At 65.4% G+C, this 25,290-nt stretch carries 26 protein-coding genes; 17 read left to right on the top strand and 9 right to left on the bottom strand.

Going from position 1 to position 25,290, the window contains the following annotated elements; translation table 11 throughout:
• Positions 1 to 19: 19 nt before the first annotated feature.
• From KR49_RS04995 to KR49_RS04950, 11 genes are all read left to right on the top strand, one after another.
• Positions 20 to 1,924, top strand: a complete 1,905-nt coding sequence (locus KR49_RS04995; RefSeq protein WP_043692372.1) for a DNA-directed RNA polymerase subunit gamma — start codon at positions 20 to 22, stop codon at positions 1,922 to 1,924.
• Positions 1,925 to 1,970: 46 nt separating this feature from the next.
• Complete coding sequence (locus tag KR49_RS04990; protein ID WP_043692367.1) at positions 1,971 to 6,044, top strand: DNA-directed RNA polymerase subunit beta'; 4,074 nt, start codon at positions 1,971 to 1,973, stop codon at positions 6,042 to 6,044.
• A 34-nt stretch (positions 6,045 to 6,078) separates the two neighbouring features.
• Positions 6,079 to 6,231, top strand: a complete 153-nt coding sequence (locus KR49_RS04985; protein ID WP_043692364.1) for a high light inducible protein — start codon at positions 6,079 to 6,081, stop codon at positions 6,229 to 6,231.
• Positions 6,228 to 7,280, top strand: a complete 1,053-nt coding sequence (gene rlmN / locus KR49_RS04980; protein WP_043692359.1) for a 23S rRNA (adenine(2503)-C(2))-methyltransferase RlmN — start codon at positions 6,228 to 6,230, stop codon at positions 7,278 to 7,280. Before KR49_RS04985 ends, rlmN begins: the two co-directional genes overlap by 4 nt.
• A 9-nt stretch (positions 7,281 to 7,289) precedes the next feature.
• Entirely contained in the window at positions 7,290 to 9,053 is a 1,764-nt protein-coding gene (locus KR49_RS04975) for a sodium:solute symporter family protein (RefSeq protein WP_043692356.1), read from the top strand.
• Positions 9,054 to 9,056: 3 nt separating this feature from the next.
• Complete coding sequence (locus KR49_RS14475; RefSeq protein ID WP_255475466.1) at positions 9,057 to 9,182, top strand: hypothetical protein; 126 nt, start codon at positions 9,057 to 9,059, stop codon at positions 9,180 to 9,182.
• 31 nt (positions 9,183 to 9,213) lie between these two features.
• Positions 9,214 to 10,017, top strand: a complete 804-nt coding sequence (locus KR49_RS04970) for a HEAT repeat domain-containing protein (protein ID WP_043692353.1) — start codon at positions 9,214 to 9,216, stop codon at positions 10,015 to 10,017.
• An 83-nt stretch (positions 10,018 to 10,100) separates the two neighbouring features.
• Positions 10,101 to 10,304 carry a DUF2997 domain-containing protein gene (locus KR49_RS04965; protein WP_043692349.1) on the top strand — a complete coding sequence of 68 codons (204 nt, stop codon included), beginning with the start codon at positions 10,101 to 10,103 and terminating at the stop codon, positions 10,302 to 10,304.
• Complete coding sequence (locus tag KR49_RS04960; RefSeq protein ID WP_043692346.1) at positions 10,304 to 10,696, top strand: DUF1257 domain-containing protein; 393 nt, start codon at positions 10,304 to 10,306, stop codon at positions 10,694 to 10,696. Before KR49_RS04965 ends, KR49_RS04960 begins: the two co-directional genes overlap by 1 nt.
• A gap of 2 nt (positions 10,697 to 10,698) precedes the next feature.
• A complete protein-coding gene (locus tag KR49_RS04955) occupies positions 10,699 to 11,088 on the top strand; it encodes a ferredoxin (RefSeq protein ID WP_043692342.1) in 390 nt (129 codons plus the stop codon).
• A gap of 44 nt (positions 11,089 to 11,132) precedes the next feature.
• Entirely contained in the window at positions 11,133 to 12,290 is a 1,158-nt protein-coding gene (locus KR49_RS04950; RefSeq protein WP_084188108.1) for an aldo/keto reductase, read from the top strand.
• 9 nt (positions 12,291 to 12,299) lie between these two features.
• Here KR49_RS04950 and rsmG read toward each other — a convergent pair whose 3' ends face one another.
• On the bottom strand, positions 12,300 to 13,034 hold the full coding sequence (rsmG, locus tag KR49_RS04945) for a 16S rRNA (guanine(527)-N(7))-methyltransferase RsmG (protein WP_043692337.1): 735 nt from the start codon (positions 13,032 to 13,034) through the stop codon (positions 12,300 to 12,302).
• A gap of 48 nt (positions 13,035 to 13,082) precedes the next feature.
• Here rsmG and KR49_RS04940 point away from each other — a divergent pair, with 48 nt between their 5' ends.
• Both KR49_RS04940 and KR49_RS04935 read left to right on the top strand, forming a co-directional pair.
• Positions 13,083 to 13,604 (top strand): J domain-containing protein, encoded by a 522-nt coding sequence (locus KR49_RS04940; protein ID WP_253912823.1) that lies wholly within the window; start codon positions 13,083 to 13,085, stop codon positions 13,602 to 13,604.
• Positions 13,546 to 13,815 carry a DUF3143 domain-containing protein gene (locus KR49_RS04935; RefSeq protein ID WP_156957100.1) on the top strand — a complete coding sequence of 90 codons (270 nt, stop codon included), beginning with the start codon at positions 13,546 to 13,548 and terminating at the stop codon, positions 13,813 to 13,815. Before KR49_RS04940 ends, KR49_RS04935 begins: the two co-directional genes overlap by 59 nt.
• Position 13,816: 1 nt before the next feature.
• On the opposite strand, the gene bioA is transcribed toward KR49_RS04935, so the two are convergent.
• Positions 13,817 to 15,103 carry an adenosylmethionine--8-amino-7-oxononanoate transaminase gene (gene bioA / locus KR49_RS04930; RefSeq protein ID WP_043696843.1) on the bottom strand — a complete coding sequence of 429 codons (1,287 nt, stop codon included), beginning with the start codon at positions 15,101 to 15,103 and terminating at the stop codon, positions 13,817 to 13,819.
• 53 nt (positions 15,104 to 15,156) lie between these two features.
• Between bioA and KR49_RS04925 the strand changes: the two genes are divergently transcribed.
• The gene (locus KR49_RS04925) at positions 15,157 to 15,432 is read left to right on the top strand and encodes a hypothetical protein (RefSeq protein ID WP_052378174.1); all 276 of its coding nucleotides are present in this window, start codon (positions 15,157 to 15,159) and stop codon (positions 15,430 to 15,432) included.
• Positions 15,433 to 15,466: 34 nt separating this feature from the next.
• On the opposite strand, the gene KR49_RS14270 is transcribed toward KR49_RS04925, so the two are convergent.
• Genes KR49_RS14270 through KR49_RS04905 form a run of 5 tightly spaced genes read right to left on the bottom strand, consistent with a single transcriptional unit; the run spans position 15,467 to position 18,840 of the window.
• Positions 15,467 to 15,622, bottom strand: coding sequence for a hypothetical protein (locus KR49_RS14270; protein ID WP_173402129.1), 156 nt, complete (start codon positions 15,620 to 15,622; stop codon positions 15,467 to 15,469).
• Positions 15,619 to 16,278, bottom strand: coding sequence for a dethiobiotin synthase (bioD, locus tag KR49_RS04920; RefSeq protein WP_043692325.1), 660 nt, complete (start codon positions 16,276 to 16,278; stop codon positions 15,619 to 15,621). The genes KR49_RS14270 and bioD overlap by 4 nt, the downstream gene beginning before the upstream one ends.
• Complete coding sequence (locus KR49_RS04915; RefSeq protein ID WP_043692322.1) at positions 16,275 to 17,027, bottom strand: methyltransferase domain-containing protein; 753 nt, start codon at positions 17,025 to 17,027, stop codon at positions 16,275 to 16,277. The genes bioD and KR49_RS04915 overlap by 4 nt, the downstream gene beginning before the upstream one ends.
• Complete coding sequence (locus KR49_RS04910) at positions 17,024 to 17,716, bottom strand: alpha/beta hydrolase (protein WP_043692319.1); 693 nt, start codon at positions 17,714 to 17,716, stop codon at positions 17,024 to 17,026. Before KR49_RS04910 ends, KR49_RS04915 begins: the two co-directional genes overlap by 4 nt.
• Positions 17,713 to 18,840 (bottom strand): 8-amino-7-oxononanoate synthase, encoded by a 1,128-nt coding sequence (locus KR49_RS04905; protein WP_043692316.1) that lies wholly within the window; start codon positions 18,838 to 18,840, stop codon positions 17,713 to 17,715. Before KR49_RS04905 ends, KR49_RS04910 begins: the two co-directional genes overlap by 4 nt.
• Positions 18,841 to 18,894: 54 nt before the next feature.
• Here KR49_RS04905 and KR49_RS04900 point away from each other — a divergent pair, with 54 nt between their 5' ends.
• Positions 18,895 to 19,824 carry a bile acid:sodium symporter family protein gene (locus tag KR49_RS04900; RefSeq protein WP_043696840.1) on the top strand — a complete coding sequence of 310 codons (930 nt, stop codon included), beginning with the start codon at positions 18,895 to 18,897 and terminating at the stop codon, positions 19,822 to 19,824.
• Between the two features lies 1 nt (position 19,825).
• Here the strand turns inward: KR49_RS04900 and KR49_RS04895 are convergent, their stop codons facing one another.
• Positions 19,826 to 20,146 (bottom strand): DUF3303 domain-containing protein, encoded by a 321-nt coding sequence (locus KR49_RS04895; protein WP_043692313.1) that lies wholly within the window; start codon positions 20,144 to 20,146, stop codon positions 19,826 to 19,828.
• 308 nt (positions 20,147 to 20,454) lie between these two features.
• Between KR49_RS04895 and KR49_RS04890 the strand changes: the two genes are divergently transcribed.
• Positions 20,455 to 23,223 carry an RNA helicase gene (locus KR49_RS04890; protein ID WP_043692310.1) on the top strand — a complete coding sequence of 923 codons (2,769 nt, stop codon included), beginning with the start codon at positions 20,455 to 20,457 and terminating at the stop codon, positions 23,221 to 23,223.
• 2 nt (positions 23,224 to 23,225) lie between these two features.
• On the opposite strand, the gene KR49_RS04885 is transcribed toward KR49_RS04890, so the two are convergent.
• Positions 23,226 to 24,623, bottom strand: coding sequence for a class II fumarate hydratase (locus tag KR49_RS04885; protein WP_043692307.1), 1,398 nt, complete (start codon positions 24,621 to 24,623; stop codon positions 23,226 to 23,228).
• A gap of 41 nt (positions 24,624 to 24,664) precedes the next feature.
• Between KR49_RS04885 and KR49_RS04880 the strand changes: the two genes are divergently transcribed.
• Entirely contained in the window at positions 24,665 to 25,288 is a 624-nt protein-coding gene (locus tag KR49_RS04880; protein WP_052378173.1) for a DUF1997 domain-containing protein, read from the top strand.
• Positions 25,289 to 25,290 lie beyond the last annotated feature (2 nt).

Below are 25,290 nucleotides of genomic sequence, written 5' to 3'. Positions count from 1 at the left end.
CTTCCTTCCCCCTCCGTCCATGACCAACAGCAACCTCCGCACCGAGAACCACTTCGACTACGTCAAGATCACGCTCGCGTCACCTGAACGGGTGATGGAGTGGGGCCAGCGCACCTTGCCCAACGGCCAGGTGGTGGGCGAGGTCACCAAACCGGAGACCATCAACTACCGCACCCTGAAGCCCGAAATGGACGGGCTGTTCTGCGAAAAGATCTTCGGTCCCTCCAAGGACTGGGAATGCCACTGCGGCAAGTACAAGCGTGTCCGTCACCGCGGCATCGTCTGCGAACGCTGCGGCGTTGAGGTCACCGAGAGTCGGGTGCGCCGCCATCGCATGGGCTTCATCAAGCTGGCGGCCCCGGTGTCACACGTCTGGTACCTGAAGGGCATCCCCAGCTACGTGGCGATCCTGTTGGACATGCCTCTGCGGGATGTGGAGCAGATCGTCTACTTCAACTGCTATGTGGTGCTGGATCCCGGCGATCACAAGGATCTCAAGTACAAGCAGCTGCTCACCGAGGACGAGTGGCTGGAGATCGAGGACGAGATCTACGCCGAGGAATCCGAAATCGAGAACGAGCCCGTGGTGGGCATCGGTGCCGAGGCCCTCAAGCAGCTGCTGGAGGACCTCACCCTGGATGAGGTGGCCGAACAGCTGCGGGAGGAGATCAACGGCAGCAAGGGGCAGAAGCGGGCCAAGCTGATCAAGCGCCTGCGGGTGATCGACAACTTCATCGCCACCAGTGCCCGTCCCGAGTGGATGGTGCTGGATGTGATCCCCGTGATTCCCCCCGACCTGCGCCCGATGGTGCAGCTCGACGGTGGTCGCTTCGCCACCAGTGATCTCAACGATCTCTACCGGCGGGTGATCAACCGCAACAACCGTCTGGCAAGGCTTCAGGAGATCCTGGCCCCTGAAATCATCGTCCGCAACGAGAAGCGGATGCTGCAGGAGGCCGTCGACGCCCTGATCGACAACGGCCGTCGCGGTCGCACTGTGGTGGGTGCCAACAACCGGCCGCTGAAATCACTCAGCGACATCATCGAGGGCAAGCAGGGTCGCTTCCGTCAGAACCTGCTCGGCAAGCGGGTCGATTACTCCGGTCGTTCCGTGATCGTGGTCGGGCCGAAGCTGAAGATGCACCAGTGCGGTCTGCCCAAGGAGATGGCGATCGAGCTGTTCCAGCCGTTCGTCATTCACCGTCTGATCCGTCAGAACATCGTCAACAACATCAAGGCGGCCAAGAAGCTGATTCAGCGGGCCGACGATGAGGTGATGCAGGTGCTTCAGGAGGTGATCGAGGGGCACCCGATCATGCTGAACCGGGCACCGACGCTGCACCGCCTCGGTATCCAGGCCTTCGAACCGAAGCTGGTGGATGGCCGGGCGATTCAGCTCCATCCGCTCGTCTGCCCAGCGTTCAACGCTGACTTCGACGGCGACCAGATGGCTGTGCACGTTCCTCTGGCGATCGAAGCGCAGACCGAGGCGCGCATGCTGATGCTGGCCAGCAACAACATCCTCTCGCCCGCCACGGGAGAACCGATCATCACGCCGTCCCAGGACATGGTGCTCGGCTCGTACTACCTCACCGCTCTCCGGCCGGAGTCCGAGCAGCCCGAGTTCGGGGATCGCAGCCGCACCTTCGCCGACCTTGAAGATGTCATCCATGCCTTCGAGGACAAGCGCATCGATCTGCACGAGTGGGTCTGGGTCCGCTTCAACGGTGAAGTCGAGGACAAGGATGAGCTCGAGGAGCCGATCAAGGCCGAAGACCTCGGCGACGGCACCCGTATCGAGCAATGGAGCTACCGCCGTGACCGCTTTGACGAGGACGGCGCTCTGATCAGCCGTTATCTGCTCACCACCGTCGGACGTGTGGTGATGAATCACACCATCATCGGCGCTGTGGCCGCCGCCTGACCCTTCCGTCTTCCCGAACCTCCCTTCTCCTGATCTGCGCGCAGCCATGACCACTTCCAAGTCCCGCAAGTCCTCCAAGGCGGCCAAGGACGCCACCCCAGCTCCTGAGAGCGCATCCCGTCCACTGGCCAAGACCCCGCCGCCGTTCCGAAACCACGTCGTCGACAAGCGGGCCCTCAAGCAGCTGGTGGCCTGGGCCTACAAGAACCACGGCACGGCTGTGACCGCCGAGATGGCGGACAAGCTCAAGGATCTCGGCTTCCGCTATGCCACCCAGGCGGCCGTGTCCATCTCCGTGGAGGACCTGCGCGTTCCGGAGGCCAAGAAGGACCTGCTGGGTCAGGCGGAGGAGCAGATCACCGCCACGGAGGAGCGCTACCGGCTGGGAGAGATCACGGAGGTGGAACGCCACACCAAGGTGATCGACACCTGGACGGAGACCAACGAGCGTCTGGTGGACGCGGTGAAGAAGAACTTCAACCAGAACGCGCCGCTGAACTCGGTCTGGATGATGGCCAACTCCGGTGCCCGGGGAAACATGTCCCAGGTGCGTCAGCTGGTGGGCATGCGGGGCCTGATGGCGAACCCGCAGGGCGAGATCATCGACCTTCCGATCCGCACCAATTTCCGTGAGGGTCTGACGGTCACCGAGTATGTGATCTCCTCCTACGGAGCTCGCAAGGGTCTGGTGGACACCGCCCTGCGGACGGCTGACTCCGGCTACCTCACCCGTCGTCTGGTGGACGTGGCTCAGGATGTGATCGTCCGTGAGGATGACTGCGGCACGATGCGTCACATCGTGGTGGAGGCCGAAGACGGTCGCTACGGCAAGCGTCTGGTCGGTCGCCTCACCGCCGCGCAGGTGGTGAGCGCCGACGGTGAGGTGCTCGCGGAGCGGAACACCGAGATCGATCCACCCCTCTCCTCAACGTTCGAGAAGGCCGGCATCACCGCCGTCAGCGTCCGTTCCCCGCTCACCTGCGAGGCCAACCGCTCGGTGTGCCGCAAGTGCTACGGCTGGGCACTGGCCCACAACGAACTGGTCGACCTCGGCGAAGCCGTCGGCATCATCGCCGCCCAGTCCATCGGTGAGCCCGGCACGCAGCTGACGATGCGCACCTTCCACACCGGGGGTGTGTCCACGGCGGAAACGGGTGTGGTGCGCTCCACCATTGCCGGAACCGTTGATTTCTCCGCCAAAGCCAGGGTGCGTCCCTACCGCACGCCCCATGGGGTCGAGGCTCAGCAGGCCGAGGTGGATTTCAACCTCACCATCAAGCCTTCGGGCAAGGGCAAGGCCCAGAAGATCGAAGTCACCAACGGTTCCCTGCTGTTCGTTGACAACGGCCAGACCATCGAGACGGACGTGACCGTCGCTCAGATCGCCGCGGGTGCGGTGAAGAAGAGCGTGGAGAAGGCGACCAAGGATGTGATCTGCGATCTGGCCGGCCAGGTCCGTTACGAAGACAAGATCCAGCCGAAGGAGGTCACCGACCGCCAGGGCAACATCACCGTCAAGGCCCAGCGTCTGGGCCGGATGTGGGTGCTGGCTGGCGATGTCTACAACCTGCCTCCCAACGCGCAGCCCGTTGTCGGCAGTCAGAGCTCCGTCGTCGAAGGCCAGGTGCTGGCGGAAGCCAGCCAGCGCAGTGAGTACGGCGGCGAGGTGCGTCTGCGCGATTCCATCGGCGATTCCCGTGAGGTTCAGATTGTCACCACGGCGATGACCCTCAAGGACTTCAAGCTGCTGGAGGAATCCACGCACTCCGGTGAGATCTGGAATCTGGAAGCCAAGGACGGCACCCGTTATCGCCTCAACACCATCCCCGGCAGCAAGATCGGCTCCGGTGAGGTGATCGCCGAGCTGGCGGATGACCGGTTCCGCACCCAGACCGGAGGTCTGGTGCGCTTCGCGCCCGGTCTGGCGATCAAGAAGGCCCGCTCCGCCAAGAACGGCTACGAGGTGAACAAAGGCGGCACCCTGCTCTGGATCCCCCAGGAGACCCATGAGATCAACAAGGACATCTCCCTGTTGATGATCACGGACGGTCAGTGGATCGAGGCCGGCACCGAAGTGGTGAAGGACATCTTCAGCCAGACCGCCGGCATCGTCACCGTCACTCAGAAGAACGACATCCTGCGCGAGATCATCGTCCGCGGCGGTGAATTCCACCTCTCCAGCGACAGCAAGGCACTGGAGCGTTTCGAGGGCGATGGCCAGATGGTCAACCCCGGCGAGGAGATCGCCAAGGGGCTCAGCTCCGAAGAGATGCGCTTCGTCCAGACCGTCGAGACCCCTGAAGGCAAGGGCCTGCTGCTGCGTCCGGTGGAGGAATACACCATCCCCAACGAAGCCCAGCTGCCCGAGCTGTCTCACGTGAAACAGGCCAACGGCCCGCATCTCGGCATCAAGGCCACCCAGCGACTCGCCTTCAAGGACGGCGAACTGATCAAGTCCGTCGAGGGCGTTGAACTGCTCAAGACCCAGCTGCTGCTCGAGACCTTCGACACCACACCGCAGATGACGGTGGATGTGGAGAAGGCCCCGGACAAACGGGCCAAGACCATCTCAAGGCTGCGTCTGGTGATCCTTGAGTCGATCCTCGTGCGTCGCGACACGATGTCCGACTCCAGCCACGGCTCCACCCATACGGAGCTTCAGGTGGAGGATGGCATTTCCGTGAAGGCCGGCGACGTGGTCGCCACCACGCAGATCCTCTGCAAGCAGGCGGGTGTGGCTCAGCTCCCCGAAGCCACCGAAGCCGAACCGGTGCGACGCATGATCGTCGAGCGTCCTGAGGACACCACCACCCTCACCACCAGCGGCACACCCTTGGTGAGCGTCGGTCAGCGCATCGTCGACGGTGATCTGCTCGCCGACGGGGAACCCGCCAGCTGCTGCGGCGAAGTCGAGAAAGTGGAGGGCAAGGCCATCACCCTGCGTCTGGGCCGTCCGTACATGGTGTCGCCGGATTCCCTGCTGCACGTGCGCGACAGCGAACTGGTGCAACGCGGAGACGGTTTGGCTCTGCTGGTGTTCGAACGTCAGAAGACCGGCGACATCGTTCAGGGTCTGCCCCGGATCGAGGAACTGCTCGAAGCTCGTCGCCCCAGGGAATCCGCCGTGCTCTGCAAGAAGCCCGGCACTGTGGAGATCAAGCAGGACGACGAGTCGATCACGGTCACGGTGATCGAGGCCGATGACGCCATCGGCGAGTACCCGATCCTGCTGGGCCGCAACGTGATGGTCAGCAACGGCCAGCAGGTGACCGCCGGTGAGCTGCTCACCGATGGTCCGATCAATCCACACGAGTTGCTGGAGTGCTTCTTCGAGGATCTGCGCAGCCGCAAGCCGCTGATGGAAGGGGCTCAGGAGGCGATCGCCAACCTGCAGCACCGCCTGGTGACCGAGGTGCAGAACGTCTACAAGTCCCAGGGCGTCTCCATCGATGACAAGCACATCGAGGTGATCGTGCGTCAGATGACCAGCAAGGTGCGGGTCGAGGATGCCGGCGACACCACCCTGCTGCCCGGCGAACTGATCGAGTTGCGTCAGGTGGAGGACACCAACCAGGCGATGGCCATCACCGGTGGCGCCCCTGCGGAGTTCACGCCGGTGCTTCTGGGCATCACCAAGGCGTCCCTGAACACCGACAGCTTCATCTCCGCCGCTTCCTTCCAGGAGACCACGCGGGTGCTCACCGAAGCCGCCATCGAAGGCAAGAGCGATTGGCTGCGCGGCCTCAAGGAGAACGTGATCATCGGTCGCCTGATCCCTGCCGGCACAGGCTTCAGCGGTTTCGAGGAGGAGCTGCAGAAAGAGGCCGGTCCTCATCCGGACATCCTTTCGGAAGATCCCAGCGGCTACCGCCGCATGCAGAACCTTCGTCCTGACTACACCGTGGACATGCCTCCGGCAGCCAGCTCCACGGCGGTGCTGGATGACCCCAGCGAGGAGGATCTCGAGGCCACCCGCACCCGCCACAACATCGATCCCTCCACCAGCAACTTCGCCGCGTTCGCTCGCCCCGACGCCGACAATGAGCTGAAGGAGGAGCAGGTTGTTGATGCCGAAGCCGTCGAAGGTCTTCAGGAGGAAGGCCTGCTCTCCGACGATTGATCCCGCTCACGACCCCGTTCCAAGCTGACCCGACATGCTTCAACCCACTGAGATTCCGCAGCGCCGCCTGCCGCGCTACGGCTTCCACGGTCACACCGAGAGGCTGAACGGTCGCATGGCGATGCTCGGATTCATCGCCCTTCTGGCTGTGGAGATCAAACTCGGCCACGGTCTGCTGGTCTGGTGAGCAGCGCACTGCTCGGCCGCAGCGCGGCCGAGCTTGAGGACTGGGCTGTGGCTCAGGGGCAGCCGGCCTTCCGTGGGCGGCAGCTGCACGACTGGATCTATGCCAAGGGAGCCCATTCCCTGGCGGATATCACCGTGCTGCCCAAGGCCTGGCGATCATCGTTGAGCGAAGCGGGTGCCACGGTCGGGCGTCTCAGGCAGGTTCACCGTTCGGTGGCTGCTGACGCCACCACCAAGCTGCTGCTGTCCACCGATGACGGCGAGACGATCGAAACGGTTGGGATTCCCACCGACCAGCGCCTGACGGTCTGCGTCTCCAGCCAGGTGGGCTGTCCGATGGCCTGCCGGTTCTGCGCCACCGGCAAAGGGGGGCTGCAGCGATCCCTCGAGACCCACGAGATCGTCGATCAGGTGCTGAGCGTGCGCGAGGCCATGGATCGCCGCCCCTCTCACATCGTGTTCATGGGCATGGGGGAACCGCTGCTCAACAGCGCTGCGGTGCTTGATGCGATCCGCTGCCTCAACGATGACCTCGGCATCGGACAACGCCGCATCACCGTCAGCACCGTCGGTGTGCCCCGTACCCTGCCGCAGCTGGCAGAACTCGCCCTCGAGCGGCTGGGTCGCGCCCAGTTCACCCTCGCCGTCAGCCTGCATGCCCCCAATCAGCAGCTGCGCGAGGAGCTGATCCCCACCGCGAGCACCTACCCCTACGACGCTCTGCTGGAGGACTGCCGTCACTATCTGGCGGTGACCGGCCGTCGCGTCAGCTTCGAATACATCCTGCTCGGGACGCTCAACGACCGGCCTGAGCACGCTGAAGAGCTGGCCGATCGGGTCGGCGGCTTTCAGAGTCACGTGAATCTGATCGCCTACAACCCGATCGAGGAGGAGGAGTTCCAGCGCCCCACCCCTCAGCGGATCCATGCGTTCCGTCGCGTTCTCGAGCGCCGCGGCGTGGCGGTGAGCCTGCGGGCCAGCCGTGGTCTGGATCAGAACGCCGCCTGTGGTCAGCTCAGGCGACAGATGCGGGAAACTTCTGCGAGCTGAGACCTGTTCATGGCGGCGATCGATTGGGTCCTGCTGATCGCCTATCTGGTCATGACCCTGGTGCTCGGGTTGTGGCTGGCGCGTCGCAATCGCGGCGAGGACGATTACTTCGTTGCCGGGCGTCGGCTCAGCGGCTGGCTGGCTGGTGCCTCGATGGCAGCCACCACCTTCTCGATCGACACGCCGCTGTATGTCGCCGGGCTGGTGGGGTCCCGCGGCCTTGCCGGTAACTGGGAGTGGTGGAGTTTCGGGCTGGCCCACGTCGCGATGGCGGTGGTCTTCGCTCCGCTCTGGCGTCGCAGCGGTGTGCTCACCGACGCCGCTTTCACGGAACTGCGCTACGGCGGGGCCGCTGCCGCCTGGCTGCGGGGCATCAAGGCCTTTCTGCTGGCTTTGCCGGTGAACTGCATCGGCATCGGTTACGCCTTTCTTGCGCTGCGCAAGGTTGTTGAAGCGCTCGGCATCGTGTCCGGCCAGCCGGCTGCTCTGGGCATCACCGACACCGTCTGGCTGCTGGCGGTGGTGGCCCTGCTTGTGATCAGTTACACCGTCGCCGGCGGGCTCTGGGCGGTGGTGGTCACGGATCTGATTCAGTTGCTGCTGGCTCTCGTCGGTGCTCTGGTCGTCGCGGTGGCGGCGCTGCGGGCTGCCGGCGGTATGGATGCTCTGCTCAGTCAGCTGCAGGATCTCGGTCGCCCGGAGCTGCTGAGCCTGGTGCCCTGGAACTGGCAGGACGGCGGCATCCGCTGGCTGGAGGGTGCCGGCATCAGCGTGCCGATGTTCACCGCCTACCTCGCGGTGCAGTGGTGGAGTTTCCGTCGCAGCGACGGTGGCGGTGAATTCATCCAACGCATGCTCGCCACCCGTGATGAGCAACAGGCCCGGCTCGCCGGCTGGGTGTTTCTGGTGGTCAACTATCTGATCCGGAGCTGGCTCTGGGTGGTGGTGGCGCTGGCCGCCGTGGTGCTGCTGCCCGAGCAGACCGACAGCGAGCTGAGCTACCCGGCACTGGCTGTTCAGCTGCTGCCGCCGGTGGCCCTCGGCCTTGTGGTGGTCTCCCTGGTGGCGGCCTTCATGAGCACGGTCAGCACATCGGTCAACTGGGGAGCCAGCTACCTCACCCATGACCTCTACCAGCGGTTCCTGAGGCCCCGTGCCGGCTCCCGTGAACTGCTGCTGATCGGTCAGCTGACCACCGTGCTGCTGCTGCTGCTCGGTGTGATCACCGCTCTGGTGAGCGACAGCATCGGCACGGTGTTCCGCTTGGTGATCGCCATCGGATCCGGGCCTGGGGTGGTGCTGGTGCTGCGTTGGTTCTGGTGGCGTGTGAATGCTGCGGCGGAGCTGGCGGCCATGCTCTGCGGTTTCGGGGTCGGTCTGCTCACCTCGGTCATCCCCCTGGTGCGCATCGACGACTACGGCATTCGCCTGACGGTGATCACCGGAGTCTCCGCAGTGGTCTGGCTGACGGCTCTTCTGCTCGCACCGCCCGAATCGGACGAGGTGCTCGAGCGCTTCGTCCGCCAGGTGCGTCCTCCCGGTCCGGGCTGGGCCCGGTTGCGGCAGCGGGTCGGGGTCACCCCGCTCGAGACTCTGCCGGCGCTGCTGCGGCGATTCCTTCTGGCCAATGGCGTGCTCTTCGGTGGTCTGCTGGGCACCGGCGCCTTTCTGCTGCATCAGCACTTGGCCGGCTGGAGCGGGCTTGCCCTTCTGGTGCTCTGTGTGCTGCTGCTTCGGCGCTCGAATCAGCAGAATGCCGCCACCAGCCCGTGAGCCTTGGCCTTTTTCCGATCCACTCTGTTGCCGGTCCTGATCGTGCTCCTCTTCGCCCTGGCTCTGGTGGCGGTGAGTGCCCGCATCTGGCTGCCTGGAGACATGCTGGCCCCGGCGCCCGTCGGCTGAGCCGGAGCAGGCCCGCCCTACGATCGCTGCCATGACCGACGCCTCACCACGGGATCAGGGCCTCGCAGGCCTGTCGCTCGATCCGGAGCTGCTGGCCAGGGAGCTGGCGGCGGAACAGGACGGAGACCCGTTGGATGCGATCGCCATCGATGACGGAGAGGAACACTCGCTCGATGCGGCCAGGGCCTGTGATCAGGGCCTGATCCTGCTCACGCAGGGTCACGATCAGCGGCTGCAGGGCCTGCAGGTGTTCTGTGAGCACCGCGACCCGAGGGCCGTGCCACTGCTGCTGCCCCTGTTGCAACGTCCCTGCCCGGTTGAGCGGATGAGCGCCGTCTATGCCTTAGGACGCAACCCTTCACCTCCGGCTGTGCAGCCGCTGCTGCAACTGCTTCAGATCGACAGCAACGCCTATGTCCGCAAGGCGGCGGCCTGGAGCCTGGGCAATTACCCCGACGCGCCGGTGCTGAATCCACTGATGCAGGCGCTGCAGACCGATGTGGCCGCGGTCCGTCTCTGGTGTCCGGGATCCCTGGCCGAGGCCGGCAGTCGCTCGGCATCCAAGGCGGATCCCGCCGCCGGTCAGTTGCTCAGCAGTCTGCGCATCGACAGCGAACCCGTGGTCCGCAGCAACTGCATCTGGGCCCTCGGGAGACTCCATGAGCAGCTGGTGCCTCCCCGTCAGCAGGAGATCGTTGAGGCCATCGTGGAATCCCTGTTGCAGGACAGCGAGGCGTCCGTGCGGGACGAAGCCCGCACGGCGCTCGAACAGCTGGAGGACCCGGGTGTCATCGAGCGGCTTCAGGCCCTGATCGAAGAAGGATTTCTCCACTGATCCGGGATCCATCGGTCTGTTACGCCTGAGCCAACAGGCCCGTGGCAACCCAACTAGCATGCGTGCCTCAACACGGCTTCGGCATGCCCCAACGCACGCTCCGCTTCACCATCCGGCCTGACGGTCGGGTCGAAGAGCGGGTCGAAGGGGTGGCAGGAGAGGCGTGTCAGCAGCTCACCGAAAGTCTGGAGGCTGCCCTCGGAACTGTCGAACGGCAGGAACCCACAGGTGAGGCTTTTCTCCAGCCCGAAGTTCAGTCCCAGACCCTTCCCGCACACCTCCACTGATGTCGCACTTCAGCACCGTCAAGACCGAATTGCGTCAGATCGAGCCCCTGGTTCAGGCCCTCGAGGATCTGGGTCTGGCTCCTGAGAAGGGTCAACGCCCGGTGCGCGGTTACCGGGGCCAGACCGTCACGGCGGATCTCGCGGTGACCATGGATCAGGGGGGCGACCTCGGCTTCCGATGGAATGCTTCGACCGGAGCCTTTGAGCTGGTGACCGATCTGGATCTCTGGAAGCAGCGGATTCCTGTTGAACGCTTCCTGGCGCAGCTCACCCAGCGCTATGCCCTCAACACCGTGCTGGCAGCTTCCCTGCGTGAAGGCTTTCAGGTGGCCGAGCAGACCAACGCCCAGGACGGCTCCATCGAGCTGGTTGTCACGCGCTGGGACGCCTGATCCTGACTGATCCATCTCTCGCCTTTAAGGCACCGTCCAAGCTCCCGGACGCCCCCAGCGGTCGCGAACCGATGCTGGGTGGAGCGTTGAGGGAGCGGGCGGTCTGGGTGGATGAGGCGGTGTGCATCGGTTGCCGCTACTGCGCCCATGTCGCCACCAACACCTTCGTGGTGGAGCCGAGTTTCGGGCGCTCCCGTGCCATCCGTCAGGACGGTGACAGCAGCGAGCGGATTCAGGAGGCGATCGACACCTGTCCGGTGGATTGCATCCATTGGGTTCCCTTCGAGGAACTCGATGAGCTGCGTGACCAGCTGGCCTGTCAGCACCTCCAGCCGCTGGGCATGCCTTCAGCGGTGCGCAAGCGTCGCATCAAGCCGAGACACACCGCGTGAGCACCCCGCTGCCCACCAGGCGGTTCGGGCGAACCGAGCTGCCGATGCCCGTGCTCTCCCTCGGTGGCATGCGGTTTCAGCAGAGCTGGAGTGACCTGCCTGCTGAACAGATCACCGATGCCTCCCAGACCAATCTGCTGCTCACGCTTCAGCGGGCCGTGGACCATGGTTTTCACCATGTGGAGACCGCCCGCCATTACGGCAGCTCGGAACGGCAGCTCGGCTGGGCCTTGCCGGACATTCCCGATCCGCACCGCATCCTGCAGAGCAAGGTTCCACCGCGCGACGATCCCAAAGAGTTCGAGGATCTGCTCTCCCTCACCTTCGAGCGGCTGGGTCGCGATCGTCTGGAGCTGCTGGCCATCCATGGCATCAATCAACCGCGGCATCTCGATCTGGCGCTGCGTTCCGGGGGCTGTCTGGAGGTGGTGCGCCGCTGGCAGAAGGACGGCCGCATCGGTCATGTGGGGTTCTCCACCCATGGCCCCGTCGATCTGATCGCGACCGCCTGCGACAGCGGAGCGTTCGATTACGTCAACCTTCACTGGTATTACATCCGTCAGGACAACAGTCCGGCTCTCGACGCCGCCCGACGCCAGGACATGGGGGTGTTCATCATCAGCCCCACCGACAAGGGCGGCCATCTGCACAGCCCCTCGGATCGCCTGCTCGAACTCTGCGCTCCGCTGCACCCGATCGTCTTCAACGACCTCTTCTGCCTCCGTGACCCACGGGTGCACACCATCAGTGTCGGAGCCGCGCGTCCCTCCGATCTCGATCGGCACCTCGAAGCGGTGCAGAGGCTTCCGGATGCCGCCGAGCTGATCGGACCGGTGCATGCCCGGCTGCAGGCCGCCGCCCTCTCAAGCCTGGGTGCTGACTGGCTCTCCAGCTGGCAGGTGGGCCTGCCCAGCTGGCAGCAGACCCCCGGGGAGATCAATCTGCCCGTGCTGCTCTGGCTCCATAACCTGCTTGAGGCCTGGGATCTGGAGCAGTACGCCAGAGCGCGCTACCGACTCCTCGGCCAGGGGGGGCACTGGTTCCCCGGCGCCAACGCCGATCCCCTCGACGCGGATGTCAGCGAGCAGGACCTGCGCTCCGTGCTGGGGACGAGTCCCTGGCGTGATCGCATTCCCTCGTTGCTGCGGCGACTGCGTGATCGCCTCGCCGGTGAGCCGCAGCGTCGTCTGATCAGCGTCTGACGACCGACGTCAACTCCCCAGCGGCAGTTTGCCGGGCACGCCCACAGCGCGGGGGAAGCCTGACGGGCAGGGACCGTCCTGTTGCAGCCGCAGCAGGTGGCGAATGCCCCGATCGCCTGGCAGCTGCTGCTGTTGCACCTCTGTGATCCGCGCCTTCAGATCCCGCAGGGCCCCCTGCAGGTCCCGGCCGTCGGCCTCGCTCCACTGACCGCGGTACAGCAGGGCCTGGCCGCTCGGTTGCAGCAGCGGCACCAGATACTCGGCCACCACCGGTGCCGCGGCCACCGCCCGTGCCATGGCCAGGTCGAACATGCCTCGACAGCGCCTGTCTCGTCCGGTGGTTTCGACCCGCTCGGTGCGCACGCTCACCCGTTCCGAGAGTCCGAGGGATCGGGCCATCTCCGCAACGGCCGCCGTCTTGCGCCCGACCGAATCCACCAGGGTGAGTCGCGCATGGGGAAGGGCGATCGCCACGGCGAGGCCGGGGAAGCCTCCGCCGGTGCCCACATCGATGCAGTTCAGCGGCCGGTCGGCTTGCTGCAGCTCCCTGCCCAGTGGCCAGAGGCTGTCGAAGACCTGGTTGATCCAGAAGTCATCGCCTTCCACAAGCCGGGTCAGATTGACGCGGCCGTTCCATTCCCGCAGCAGCTCCTGCAGCGTCAGGAACTGCTGTTGTTGCTCTGGCGTGGGGGTCCAGTCCAGAACCTGCCAGAGCTCCGCTCCCGGGTTGGAGGGGTCAGGCATCAACCATCAGCACGACTGTTCCTAGATTGAATCGCCGCCGAACCCACCGTGCCGGAGACGCCCTCCTGTCACTACGCACGGCTCGGGGTGTCCGTCCGGGCCGATCCGGAACAGTTGCGCCAGGCCTTCCGTCGTCAGAGCAAAACTCTGCATCCGGACACCACAGCACTTCCCGCCGCGTTGGCCGCGCAGCGCTTTCAGCAGTTGCGTGAGTCGTATGAGCTGCTGGCGGATCCCGCGCGACGTCGCCTGTACGACGAACAGCGGCTGAAACGGACCATCGCTCCGCTGGCGGCCGCTCCGGACCGTCGGGACAGCTGGCAGGGGATCGGGGAGCGGCGTCCCCTCTCCGGCGGTGAGTGGTTCTCGCTGGTGCTGCTGACGCTGGCGCTGCTGGTGTGCCTCGTGTTCGGGCTCGGTGTGGCGGCCCTGCAGGGACGTGACTGGCAGGTCTCACCGGGCTGGCTCACGGATGAGCAGACTCGGGACAACGCCGCAGCCCCGCCATCGCATGTCAGACCTGCCACCGCAGACCACACCGCTGAATCAGCACTCCATCCGGGCGCTTGAGCAGTGGCTGGATTCCCTGGGGGCTTCGAGGGTTGATGGCGATCCCTGTCTCTGGTCGTTGGTCACGCCCGAGTGGACCGCAGAGCTGCAGCTGGAGAGGGAGGATCTGCGGGTGGCCTGGCAGCGCCCGGATCAGGCCGATCGCGTCTGCTCCCTCCCCTATGGCCTGTCGCGAGCGGATGTGGAGGCGGCGATCCAGGCCGGGCCCTGAGTCAGAGCTGATCGAGGGCCTTGCCGATCGCTGCATAGCACTGCTCCAACTGCGCATCCGTGATGCACAGCGGAGGCAGCAGGTACACCACCTGTCCGAGCGGCCGCAGGAACACGCCCGCTTCCATGGCGATGCGCTTGACGGTTGGCCCCGCGGGGTTGAGGTAGCCCGCTGTTCCCTCCACAGCAAGGTCGAAGGCCGCCAGGGTGCCGATCAGGCGGCAGTGGTCGACGCGCGGGTGCCGGCTCAGTGCCTGCAGATGCGGGCGATGGCGGGCCTCGAATCCAAGGAAGCGCTGCGGCTCCACCTCCAGCAGATCGAGGCTGGCATTGGCCACCGCACAGCCCAGGGGGTTGGCGGTGAAGCTGTGGCCGTGCCAGAGGGTGAGTGAAGGATCACTGCCGATGAAGGCCGAGAAGATCCGTTCGCTGGCCATGGTGACCCCCATCGGCAGGCAGCCGCCGGTGAGTCCCTTGGACAGGGCCATCAGATCGGGTTGCAGCCCGGCCCGCCGGCTGGCGAACCAGTCGCCGCATCGCCCGAAGCCGGTCAGCACCTCATCGGCGATCAGCAGCGCCCCGGCGTCATGGACCAGCCTCTGCACCGCCTTGAGAAACTGAGGACGGACCACAGCCATGCCGCCGGCCCCCTGCAGCAGCGGCTCGAGGATCACCGCTGCAGTGGGTGTTTCCAGGGTGCGGCTCAGCACCGCCAGCGCCTCGGCTTCGCGCGCTTCCACCGCATCGTCGTCCCACCAGGTGGCCGGCCAGGGCACACGGGCGACCGGGAAGAGCTTGTCCTCGAACGGTGCACTGAACAGATTGCGCTCTCCCACGGCCATCGCCCCGAAGGTGTCGCCGTGATACGCCCCATCGAAGGCCACGATCTGATGGCGCGCCTCGCCGCGATTGGCCCACCACTGACAGGCGATCTTGAGCGCCACCTCCACCGCCGTGGAGCCGTTGTCGGAGAAGAAGAGCCGTTGCAGGCCGGTGATCGCGCTCAGCCGTTCCGCCAGCCGTTCGGCCGGCGCGTGGGTGAAATCGGCGAAAATAACTTGCTCAAGTGTCCTGGCCTGGTCGTGGACGGCGGCCGCCAGGTCGGGATGGGCATGGCCGTGCAACGTCACCCACCAGCTGCTGATCGCATCGATCAGTGGTTCTCCGGACTCGAGATGCAGCAGGGCTCCATCGGCCCTGGAGACCCGTCGCGGCGGTTCGCTGCGGGCGAGCTGAGTGAAGGGAGGCCAGAGGTTGGGATGCCGTGTGTGTGGACCCGCCGATGTCATGGCCATTCGCTCAGCTTTTGTCATATTGAGGCCCAGTGCGCTGGTGGTTGCCGATGGCCACGACGCGGATCCGACGGCCATCCAACCGATTCGTCTCTGCTGCCGGGCCTCGCTCCGGACTGAGCGGAGCGCAACCTCCCCGCCATCAGGTGTTCGCGGAAGGCGGCTGGCCGTCCATCCGCGTGCTGCTGGAAATGCGCGGCTGGTCTCCGACGCACATCGAGCAGATCCATGAACAGCTGCGTCAGGGATGGCCCCTGTCGATGGCGGTCCGCCACGTCTCGATCCGCATGGGGACCTGTCCGATGCGATCGCGCTCGCTCGGCTGAGGGTTCAGCGGCAGGCTGTTCAGCGGCAGACTGTTCAGCGGCAGACGGTCGTGGAGCGTTCACTCTCGGTGGCGAACGGTCCGCAGTTCAGCCAGCGGATGACCTGAACTTCGATATCGGTGAACAGCACGAGCACACCGACGCAGAGGAGAAGCACCACCCCACTCACCAAGGACTGACGACCGTTCATGAGCGAGCGGGAGCAAGAAGCTGTCGGAATTTAGTGCTGAGGCCCTGCTGCCGCCACTGGCGGTCCAGAGCGTGTGCATCGAGCGGATTCAGGGGTGGCAGCTGCGCCAGCACCGGGATTCCACCGAACTGCTCCAGGGTGCCGGGATTGTCGGCATGGGGAGGGCCGTTGAGGATCAGTCCGAGAACGGCAATGCCCCGGTGCCGCAGGGCCTCCAGGCTCAGCAGGGTGTGATTGAGCGTTCCCAGTCCACTGCGGGCGACGAGCACCACCGGCAGCTGCCAGCGCTGCAGCTGATCGATCTGCAGCCAGGAGCGGTTGAGCGGCACCATCAGCCCTCCGGCGGTCTCCACCACCAGGGGGCCGTTGCAGGGCGGCAGGCCGAGACAGGCGGGATCGAGCTCCGCGCCGTCGCATTCGGCCGCCCAGTGGGGAGACAGGGGCCGGCGGAACGCGTACGCCTCGCGCAGCCATCGCTCGGGTGGGAGGTTCAGCAGCTGACAGATCCGATCCCGGTCACTTCCTTCGTCCAGTCCGCTCTGCACCGGTTTCCAGTAGGTGGCCTGAAGCCCCTGCACCAGCCAGGCGCTCACCACCGTTTTGCCGACGTCGGTGTCTGTGCCGCAGACCACGATCCGCATGGGGGAAGACGTCATCGGCGCAGCAGCACCAGCAGGATCCGCCAGCTCAGCCTGAATGATCGTCCGCCGGCCTGCGGCCAGGCCCTCAGCAGGCGCCGCCAGGCTGCGGCCGAAAGCTGCGGGGCGGAGGTGGTGCCGGCACCGAGTTCCGCCATCGGTCGCAGCAGTCGCAGGGGATCGGATGCACTCTGCGTGAACAGCAACTGACGCTGGAGATGGATCGCCGAGCCAGGAATGGCTTCCAGCAGTTGCTCACCGTCCGGTAACGGCAGCGCCGTACAGGGCACCCCTGCTGCTGTCGCTGCGGCATGCCATTGCGGGAAGCTGCCTCGGATCGGAACGCTCAGGGCCAGGACACCCCCCGGAGCCAGAGCGTTCCACCACCGCCGCAGCTGTCGTTCCGGCTCGGGCAGCCAGTGCAGGACAAAACTGGAGGCCAGCAGCGTCGGTGGTCGTGACCAGAGCGGCAGCCCTGAACTCAGGTCAAACCGTTCGGTGGCGGCGGTGGCGGGATGCTGGCGCAGCATGGCGGCGCTGCCGTCCACCCGCAGCACGGTCTGGCCCGGTCGGATCGCTTCGAGAGCCTCGGCCAGCTGACCGGTGCCGCTGCCCAGATCCACCCAGAAGCCGCTGACGATGTCGGTGCGTCGGCAATGTTCCGCCAGGCGCAGGGCCATGGCCTGCTGCAATGTCGCCAGAGCGTCGTAACGGCGTGCTGAAGCGTCGAATGTCTCCAGCACCCTGCGGCTCCAGGCAGCGTTCATGGGCCCTGCTCCAGCCAGGCCCGCACCCTCGCCAGCACCGGCAGGTTGATCAGGGCATGTCCCCAGTCCGGCAGCGTCACGATCTCGATCCGGTCTCCCGGCAGAGCAGCGGTCAGCTGCTGCTGACTGATGGCCGGCACGATGGCATCCAGATTCCCCTGCACCACCAGCACTCTGGCGTTGGCAGGGAAGGCGGCCGGCAGTGCTGAACACTCCTGAAGCAGAGTCAGATCCGCCGCCAGCCTGTGGCGACCGGCGGCGGTCACTCTCTCGAGGAGGGATGACGGCGGCAGGGCCGAGAGCGGCAGAGGCTGGGCGGCCCGAGTCAGGAAGCGTTCCAGCATTCCTCTCTCCTCGCTGCTGCCGAGGGCCGATGCCATGCCGGCCAGACCTGCCCGGATGGCTCGTCCAGCACGGTCGCTGGGCACGAAGCGTCCGAAACTGCCCAGCAGCACCACGTCGGTCGCCGTCTCCAGCACGGAGCTGTGCAGCAGGTGCAGACCGAGCGAATGAGCGATCAGCAGACGGCGCCCGGGCTCCGGATGCCAGCTCGGGGATCGGGGGGGCAGGTTGCCGTAGCCCCGTTCTCCATCACTCCAGTGCCAGCCCAGAGCCATCAGCTCCTCTCGCCAGTGGCGCCAGTTCGAGGCGTCACCGGCCCACCCGTGCATCGTGATGGCCTGGTTCATGGGCTGGGAAGGGCCGCCAGCAGTCGCTCCAGGCTTCCCTGCGGCAGATCCCTGCGCAGCACAAGCCGCAGCCGTGCGGTTCCCTCCGGAACCGTGGGGGGACGGATCGCGATACTCAGCAGTCCCTGTGCCTCCAGCTGCTCCTGATGCTGCAGGGTTGAGGCGTCATCACCGATGAGCAGCGGCAGCACCGGGCCGTCTCCACGGGGGCGGCACCAGCCGGCTTGTTGCAGGGCATCCCGCCAGCGCCGGGAGCGTTGCAGCAGCTCCTGTCCCCAGTTCGGATGCCTCTGCAGCAGATCCAGGGCTGCGCGGGCTCCGGCCACCAGCGGCGGCGCCAGGGCCGTGGTGTAGCGGAAAGCTCCACTGGTCTGCAGCAGGCGTTCGCCCATGGCGGCATCACCGGCCAGAAAGGCACCACCGCTGCCGAAGGCCTTGCCGAAGGTGCCGCTGATCAGATCCACCGGTTGCCCCATGGCGTGGCAGAGGCCACGCCCGCCGATCCCGAGCACACCGAGGGCATGGGCTTCATCGATCAGCAGCCGGGCTCCGTGCTGGGAGCAGAGTCGGGCCAGCGCCTCCACATCGGGGCTTGTTCCTTCCATGCTGAACAGGCTCTCGCTGATCACCAGCGGTGCTTCATCGCCGCTGAGGTTGATCAGACGGCGTTCGAGATCAGCCAGGTCGTTGTGAGCGAAGCGCTGCAGTCGTGCTCCGGAGGCCTGAACTCCCACCAGCAGGGAGTGGTGAATCAGCCGATCCGCCAGGACGGTGCTGCGTCGGTTCGCCAGGGCGCCGACAGCGGCGATGTTGGCCTGGAAGCCGCTTGGGAACAGCAGCACCCGATCGCGGCCGAGCCAGTCGGCCAGGGCCTGCTCAAGGTCGTCATGGCCGGGTCGGCTGCCGGTGACCAGCCTTGAGCCTCCGCTTCCCACCCCTTCCGTCCGCAGGGCGGCGGTGGCCGCTTGGATCAGATCCGGATGACGGCTCAGGCCGAGGTAGTCGTTGCTCGCCAGATCGAGCAGCGGTTCACCCCCCTCGGCCGCGTGGCGCAGCTGCCAGCTTTCCGCCCCGGGACACCAGGTGCGCAGGCGACGACGTCTGGCCGGCTCGGCTTGGGTCATCGGTTCAGTCTGCGCGCTGCTCCACCGGAAGATGGTGGTTTCGAATTCAGTCGGATGTCTCCGGAGCGCTTCACGCTGTTGTTCCCGCTCTGGACCCTGCTCGGCGCGGTGGTCGCCCTGCTCTGGCCTCCGCTGTTCATCTGGTTCCGCGGTCCGCTGATCACGCTGGGGCTCGGGGTGATCATGCTGGGGATGGGCCTGGGACTGGCGCCCCAGGATTTTCTCCGGGTGGGTCAGCGGCCACGGCCGGTGTTCATCGGATTGGCCGCTCAGTTTCTGGTGATGCCCAGCCTTGCGGCGACCCTGGCCTGGGGGCTGCAGCTGTCTCCGCCGCTGGCCGTCGGGCTGATCCTGGTGGGGTGCTGTCCCGGAGGGACCGCCAGCAATGTGGTGGCGCTGATCGCCCGTGCGGATGTGGCCCTTTCCGTGGTGATGACCACGCTCAGCACGCTGGCGGCTGTGGTGCTGACCCCACGGCTGACGGAACTGCTGGCCAGTCAGTACGTGCCGGTGAATGGATGGACCCTGTTCCTCAAGGTGGTGCAGGTGGTGCTGTTACCGGTGGCGTTGGGGGTGGTGCTGAAGCAGGGCTTCCCGCGGGTGGCCCGGCGTGTTCAGCCTGTGATGCCACCCCTGGCGGTGGTGATGATCGTGATGATCGTGGCGAGCATCGTGGGCAGCCAACGGGCTGCTCTGATCGAGCAGGGGCCGCGACTGCTGATGGCCTGCCTGCTGCTGCATGGCGGCGGTTTCCTGCTCGGGCATCTGATCCCGCGACTGCTGGGTGAGCCGGTGCCGGTGCGTCGCACCATCAGCATCGAAGTAGGGATGCAGAATTCAGGACTGGCGGTGGTGCTGGCCCGAAGCGGTGGTTTCGCCAGCCCGATCACCGCGTTGCCTGGGGCCATTTCAGCGGTGATTCACTGCTTGATCGGCAGTGGCCTTGCAGCGAGCTGGCGTCGGTCGGAGCCGTCAGACGGCTGAATCAGCCGGCGAGCTTGGCGAAGAGTTCCTTGTGGTAATCAACGACGTTCTGGCAGCTGATCACCGGTGTGAATTCAACAACCATGCCGAACTGAGCACGCCAGGGTGCGAAGTGGGCAAACAGCTGTTTGTCACTTTCTGCGCGACAAAGCACCACGACGCGGCCTTCGCCGGGAGCATGAACGCGGAACAGCAGTTCAAAACCTTCGAACTTGTCTTCCTTTGCCATGGCACCACTTTCCCAGAGTTCGACGAACTGGGCATAGGCCGCCTTCTGCATGTCGATGTCATCGAACTGGATATCAGCCAGATAAAGTTGCATGGTTTTTTTGTGATGAACACGACAACAGAATGATGTTCCACTGCTGAATCAATCAGCAAGGATGCATACAACTCCTGAAAGAAAATTTAAGGCCTTCGCTCGTCAGCGCTGCTTGAACTCAGCTGCGGGAGGGTTCGCTGGCGATCAGCTTGTAGAGCCACAGCGCACTGCAGGCCAGGCTCATGGACAGCAGAACGGTCAGCAGGTCAAGAGTTGTCATGATTCTTTACGGCGACCGAACCTTTCTAACGGCTCGAGCCGCTGAGTGCCAGCTGGGCCGCGGGGTTGTCCTTCCTTAAGATCCGCCCATGACATCCACGGCGCCGCCTACGACTGACCCCGGCGCTGAAGGGCCAGCCCCACTCGATCTGGCGGGCATCTTCCCCTTCCCTCTGGACGGCTTCCAGCTGGAGGCCATTGATGCCCTGAACCAGGGGCATTCCGTCGTCGTCAGCGCTCCCACCGGATCGGGCAAGACCCTGGTCGGTGAATATGCGATCCATCGGGCCCTGGCTCACGGCCAGAAGGTCTTCTACACCACACCTCTGAAGGCGCTCTCCAACCAGAAACTGCGCGATTTCCGCGATCAGTTCGGGGAGCAGAACGTCGGCCTGATGACCGGTGATCTCAGCGTGAACCGCGAGGCATCGATCGTCGTGATGACGACGGAGATCTTCCGGAACATGCTCTACGCCGAGGCCGATGAGCACGACGACCCCCTCGCGGATGTGGAAGCGGTCGTTCTGGATGAATGCCATTACATGAACGATTCCCAGCGCGGCACGGTCTGGGAGGAATCGATCATCCATTGCCCCCCTCCCGTGCAACTGGTGGCGCTCTCGGCCACCGTCGCCAACGCCGGTCAGCTCACCGACTGGATCGAGAAGGTTCACGGTCCAACGCAGCTGGTGATCAGTGATCACCGCCCGGTGCCGCTGCAGTTCAGCTTCTGCAGTGCCAAGGGTCTGCATCCTCTCCTGAATGAACAGGGAACCGGTCTGCATCCCAACTGCAAGGTCTGGAGGGCTCCCAAGGGGCAGAAACGCAAGGGGCGTTCCCCCAAGCCGCCCCAGCCGGAACCGCCTCCGATCAGTTTCGTGGTCGCTCAGATGGCGGAGCGGGACATGCTCCCAGCCATTTATTTCATTTTCAGTCGCCGGGGCTGTGACAAAGCGGTGCGGGATCTGGGGGTGCAGTGTCTGGTGAGCCCCGAGGAGCAGGCCCGCATCCGCGAGCGGTTCACCGCCTACAGCCAGGCCAACCCCGAGGCCGTGCGGGACGGCCTGCATGCGGATGCCCTGCTGCGTGGCATCGCCGCACACCACGCCGGCGTTTTGCCGGCCTGGAAGGAGTTGATCGAAGAGCTGTTCCAGCAGGGCCTGGTGAAGGTGGTCTTCGCCACCGAGACCCTGGCGGCGGGCATCAACATGCCTGCCCGCAGCACGGTGATCTCCGCTTTGTCCAAGCGCACCGAGCGGGGGCATCGTCCGCTCATGGGCAGTGAGTTCCTGCAGATGGCCGGTCGGGCCGGGCGGCGCGGTCTCGACTCCCGCGGCTACGTGGTGACCGTGCAGAGTCGCTTCGAGGGCGTCCGCGAAGCGGGACATCTGGCCACCAGTCCCGCCGATCCGCTGGTCAGCCAGTTCACCCCCAGCTACGGCATGGTGCTCAACCTGCTCCAGCGCCATGACCTGGACAAGGCGCGGGAACTGGTGGAGCGCAGCTTCGGCCGCTACCTGGCCAGTCTCGATCTGGTGGAGGAGGAGGACATCCTTTCTCAGCTGCGTCTGCAGCTCGGTCAGCTGGAGGGGGTCGCCGGAGACGTGCCTTGGGAGGACTTCGAGAATTACGAAAAGCTGCGGGGCCGGCTGCGGGAAGAGCGGCGCCTTTTGCGCATCCTCCAGCAGCAGGCCGAGGAGACCCTGGCCAATGAGCTCACCCTGGCGCTGCAGTTCGCCAGCACCGGCACCCTGGTGAGCCTCAAGTCACCCCAGCTGCGCGGCCGGGTCACCCCGGCGGTGATCGTCGAGAAGGTGAACGGTCCGGGTCAGTTCCCGCTGCTGCTCTGCCTCACCGACGACAATCTGTGGCTGCTGGTGCCCTGCCAGGCGGTGGTCAGCCTCCACGCCGAGCTGAGCTGCCTGCAGGTGGACAGCGTGATGGTGCCGGAACTGCAGCGTGGCGGTGAGCTGCGCCATGGGGATCAGCAGAGCGGAGGACTGGCCCTGGCCGTGGCTCATATGGCCGGCCGTCATGACATGACCACTCCCCAGTACGACCTGGCCGGCGAAGTGCTCACGCAGGCCAGGCTCGTACAGGCCCTCGAACAGGAGCAGGAGCAGCATCCGGCGCATCGGTGGGGGGATCGCAAGCAGCTCAAGAAGCACCGCCGCCGCATGGAAGAGCTGGAAGAGGAGATCGAGGAACGACAGCGGCTGCTGCATCACCGAGCGAACCGACACTGGGAGACCTTCCTGTCCCTGCTGGAGATCCTGCAGCAGTTCGGCTGCCTCGATGATCTCGAGCCGACCGAGATCGGACGCACCGTCGCGGCTCTGCGCGGCGACAACGAACTCTGGCTTGGACTGGCTCTGATGAGCGGACACCTCGATGATCTCGAGCCGCCTGATCTTGCGGCGGTGTTCGAGGCGATCAGCACCGAGGTGAACCGACCGGATCTCTGGAGTGGCTTTCCGCCACCGCCGGCAGCGGAGGAGGCCCTGCATGATCTGAGCGGGCTGCGGCGCGAGCTGCTGCGGGCTCAGGAGCGTCGTTCCGTGGTGGTCCCCGCCTGGTGGGAGCCGGAGCTGATGGGACTGGTGGAGGCCTGGGCGAGGGGGACCGACTGGACCGATCTGATCGCCAACACCTCCCTGGATGAGGGTGATGTGGTGCGCATCATGCGCAGAACGGTCGATCTGCTGGCTCAGGTTCCCTACTGCGAGGCGATCAGCGAGCAGCTGCGCAGCAAGGCCCGTCAGGCCCTGCGGGCGATCAACCGTTTCCCTGTGGCGGAAGCGGATGATCTGCTCAGGCAGGCCGGCGAGCTGAACCCGGCGACGGAACGGGCGGCCTGAGATCAGCGCTCCGGCGTTGCCATGGCCACCGGATCCACCAGGCGATCAAAGGTCTCGCCATCCAGATGACCTGAGGCGAGGGCCGCCTGCCGCAGGCTGAGACCCTCGCGATGGGCCTGCTGGGCGATGGCACTGGCCTTGCTGTATCCGATCGCAGGGGTGAGGGCGGTCACCAGCATCAGGGAGCTCTCCACCAGGGCGGTGATGCGTGCCCTGTCCGGTTCCATGCCCTCCACAAGATTCAGCCGGAAGCAGTGGCAGGCATCCGTCAGCAGGGTGATCGCCTTGAGCAGATTGAAGCCGATCAGGGGCTTGTACACATTCATCTGCAGATGTCCTCCTGAGGCCGCGGCTGCGACGGCAGCGTCCAGGCCGATCACCTGGGTGCAGACCATCGCCAGTGCCTCGCACTGGGTGGGATTCACCTTCCCCGGCATGATCGAGCTTCCCGGTTCGTTGGCGGGGAGCAGCAGTTCCCCAAGACCGGCCCGCGGCCCGCAGGCCAGCAGGCGGATGTCGTTGGCCATGCGCAGCAGTGCCAACGCAAGCCGTCGCAGCTGGGCCATGGCCTGATGCAGGGCATCGTGACCGGCCATCACGGCAAACAGATTCGGCGCCGGAGCGAGCGGCAGATCGACCAGCCCGCCCAGTTCGATCGACACCGCGGCGGCGAATCCCGCCGGAGCGTTCAAGCCGGTGCCCACGGCGGTTCCTCCCAGCGGCAGCTGCTGCAGCTCCGGCAGGCAGTCCGCCAGGCTGCGGCGTGCCTGCCCCAGCTGATCCCGCCAGGCGGAGACCTCATCGGCGAGTCGCAGCGGAACCGCATCTTGGAGATGGGTGCGACCGATCTTGACGATGTCGCTCCAGGCCTGGACCTTGTCGTTCAGCCCTCCGATCAGTGCATCCAGCTCCGGAAGCAATGCCTGCTGGAGCCGCAGGGCGGCTGCCACATGGATCGCTGCAGGGAACACGTCGTTGGTCGACTGGGATCGATTGACGTGATCATTCGGATGAACCGGGAGATGGCTGCCCAGCGGCTCGCCGTTCTGGCGGGACACCAGGTTGCTGATCACCTCGTTCATGTTCATGTTCGTCTGGGTTCCACTTCCCGTCTGCCAGACGCTGAGCGGAAACTGTTCGTCGTGCAGGCCGCTGGCGATGGCACCCGCGGCCTCAGCGATCGCGCTTGCCTTGCCGGTATCGAGAACCTTCATCTCGGCATTGACGAGGGCACAGGCCTGCTTGATCCGGGCCAGGGCATGGATCAGCTCTGCCGGCATCCGTTCATCGCTGATGGCGAAATTTCTGAGGGAGCGCTGGGTCTGCGCACCCCAGAGCGCGCCGGCAGGAACACTGACGGGCCCCAGGCTGTCCCGCTCCTGTCGAACCCGATCATCCATCGCAGAATGCCGCTCAAAGCTCACAATCGTATGCAGACGGGATGAGCTTCCAGACGCTGGCAGAGCGCAGCCACCGCTGCTCGGTGGACCTCCCGGGGGGTGAGCTGGACAGTCTGGAGAGGTTTCTGCAGAAACCGAAGCGCACCATGGCGGCTCTGCTCAGCCGTGAGCGCATGACACCACTCGGTCAGGGAAGGTTCCTCTACCAATCCAGACCGTTCCGGGTGCTGCAGTTCGAGATCAGGCCGGTGGTGGTGTTCCAGGCGGTCTGGCAGCACAGATGCCTTCGGATCGATTTTGAGGATTGTCAGCTGAAGGGGCTCGGCGCTGTGCAGGAAGTGGTCCGCTTCGAATGCCGAGCTGTGCTGACACCGCGTGATCAACGGCTGGATGCTGAGGCGACAGCAGCTCTGGCCATTGCTGAGCGGCACCCGCTGCAGCGACTGCCGCTTTCCGTGATGGAAGCTCTGGCCAGCAAAGCCCTCGGCCTGGTTGTTGTGCGTCTGGAACGCCGTTGTCAGGGTGGGCTGCGTCGTGCTGTGGAGCGCTGGATCCACGCGGCAGGTGAACAGGCTGATGGACCGAGGAATCCCCGGTTACAATCTCTGCCGTTCATCGGTCAGCGAAGAGATGTCGTCGACCAGGATGAGCAGAACGCTGATTGAAT

Source organism: Synechococcus sp. KORDI-49, assembly GCF_000737575.1.
Classification (GTDB): Bacteria; Cyanobacteriota; Cyanobacteriia; order PCC-6307; family Cyanobiaceae; genus Parasynechococcus.
The sequence above is the reverse complement of the archived record's forward strand: the minus strand, read 5'-3'. Positions and strand labels throughout refer to the sequence as shown.

Bases quoted from the DNA above. Each gene is read 5' to 3' on its own strand.
- KR49_RS04885 (WP_043692307.1), bottom strand. From the start codon at position 24,623: ATGGATGATCGGGTTCGACAGGAGCGGGACAGCCTGGGGCCCGTCAGT.
- KR49_RS04985 (WP_043692364.1), top strand. From the start codon at position 6,079: ATGCTTCAACCCACTGAGATTCCGCAGCGCCGCCTGCCGCGCTACGGC.
- KR49_RS14270 (WP_173402129.1), bottom strand. From the start codon at position 15,622: ATGAACGGTCGTCAGTCCTTGGTGAGTGGGGTGGTGCTTCTCCTCTGC.
- bioA (WP_043696843.1), bottom strand. From the start codon at position 15,103: ATGACATCGGCGGGTCCACACACACGGCATCCCAACCTCTGGCCTCCC.
- KR49_RS04965 (WP_043692349.1), top strand. From the start codon at position 10,101: ATGCCCCAACGCACGCTCCGCTTCACCATCCGGCCTGACGGTCGGGTC.
- KR49_RS04890 (WP_043692310.1), top strand. From the start codon at position 20,455: ATGACATCCACGGCGCCGCCTACGACTGACCCCGGCGCTGAAGGGCCA.
- bioD (WP_043692325.1), bottom strand. From the start codon at position 16,278: ATGACGTCTTCCCCCATGCGGATCGTGGTCTGCGGCACAGACACCGAC.
- KR49_RS04905 (WP_043692316.1), bottom strand. From the start codon at position 18,840: ATGACCCAAGCCGAGCCGGCCAGACGTCGTCGCCTGCGCACCTGGTGT.
- KR49_RS04960 (WP_043692346.1), top strand. From the start codon at position 10,304: ATGTCGCACTTCAGCACCGTCAAGACCGAATTGCGTCAGATCGAGCCC.
- KR49_RS04935 (WP_156957100.1), top strand. From the start codon at position 13,546: ATGTCAGACCTGCCACCGCAGACCACACCGCTGAATCAGCACTCCATC.
- KR49_RS04990 (WP_043692367.1), top strand. From the start codon at position 1,971: ATGACCACTTCCAAGTCCCGCAAGTCCTCCAAGGCGGCCAAGGACGCC.
- KR49_RS04880 (WP_052378173.1), top strand. From the start codon at position 24,665: ATGAGCTTCCAGACGCTGGCAGAGCGCAGCCACCGCTGCTCGGTGGAC.
- KR49_RS04895 (WP_043692313.1), bottom strand. From the start codon at position 20,146: ATGCAACTTTATCTGGCTGATATCCAGTTCGATGACATCGACATGCAG.
- KR49_RS04915 (WP_043692322.1), bottom strand. From the start codon at position 17,027: ATGAACGCTGCCTGGAGCCGCAGGGTGCTGGAGACATTCGACGCTTCA.
- KR49_RS04970 (WP_043692353.1), top strand. From the start codon at position 9,214: ATGACCGACGCCTCACCACGGGATCAGGGCCTCGCAGGCCTGTCGCTC.
- rsmG (WP_043692337.1), bottom strand. From the start codon at position 13,034: ATGCCTGACCCCTCCAACCCGGGAGCGGAGCTCTGGCAGGTTCTGGAC.
- KR49_RS04975 (WP_043692356.1), top strand. From the start codon at position 7,290: ATGGCGGCGATCGATTGGGTCCTGCTGATCGCCTATCTGGTCATGACC.
- KR49_RS04950 (WP_084188108.1), top strand. From the start codon at position 11,133: ATGCCCGTGCTCTCCCTCGGTGGCATGCGGTTTCAGCAGAGCTGGAGT.
- KR49_RS04910 (WP_043692319.1), bottom strand. From the start codon at position 17,716: ATGAACCAGGCCATCACGATGCACGGGTGGGCCGGTGACGCCTCGAAC.
- KR49_RS04925 (WP_052378174.1), top strand. From the start codon at position 15,157: ATGGCCACGACGCGGATCCGACGGCCATCCAACCGATTCGTCTCTGCT.
- KR49_RS04900 (WP_043696840.1), top strand. From the start codon at position 18,895: ATGTCTCCGGAGCGCTTCACGCTGTTGTTCCCGCTCTGGACCCTGCTC.
- KR49_RS04995 (WP_043692372.1), top strand. From the start codon at position 20: ATGACCAACAGCAACCTCCGCACCGAGAACCACTTCGACTACGTCAAG.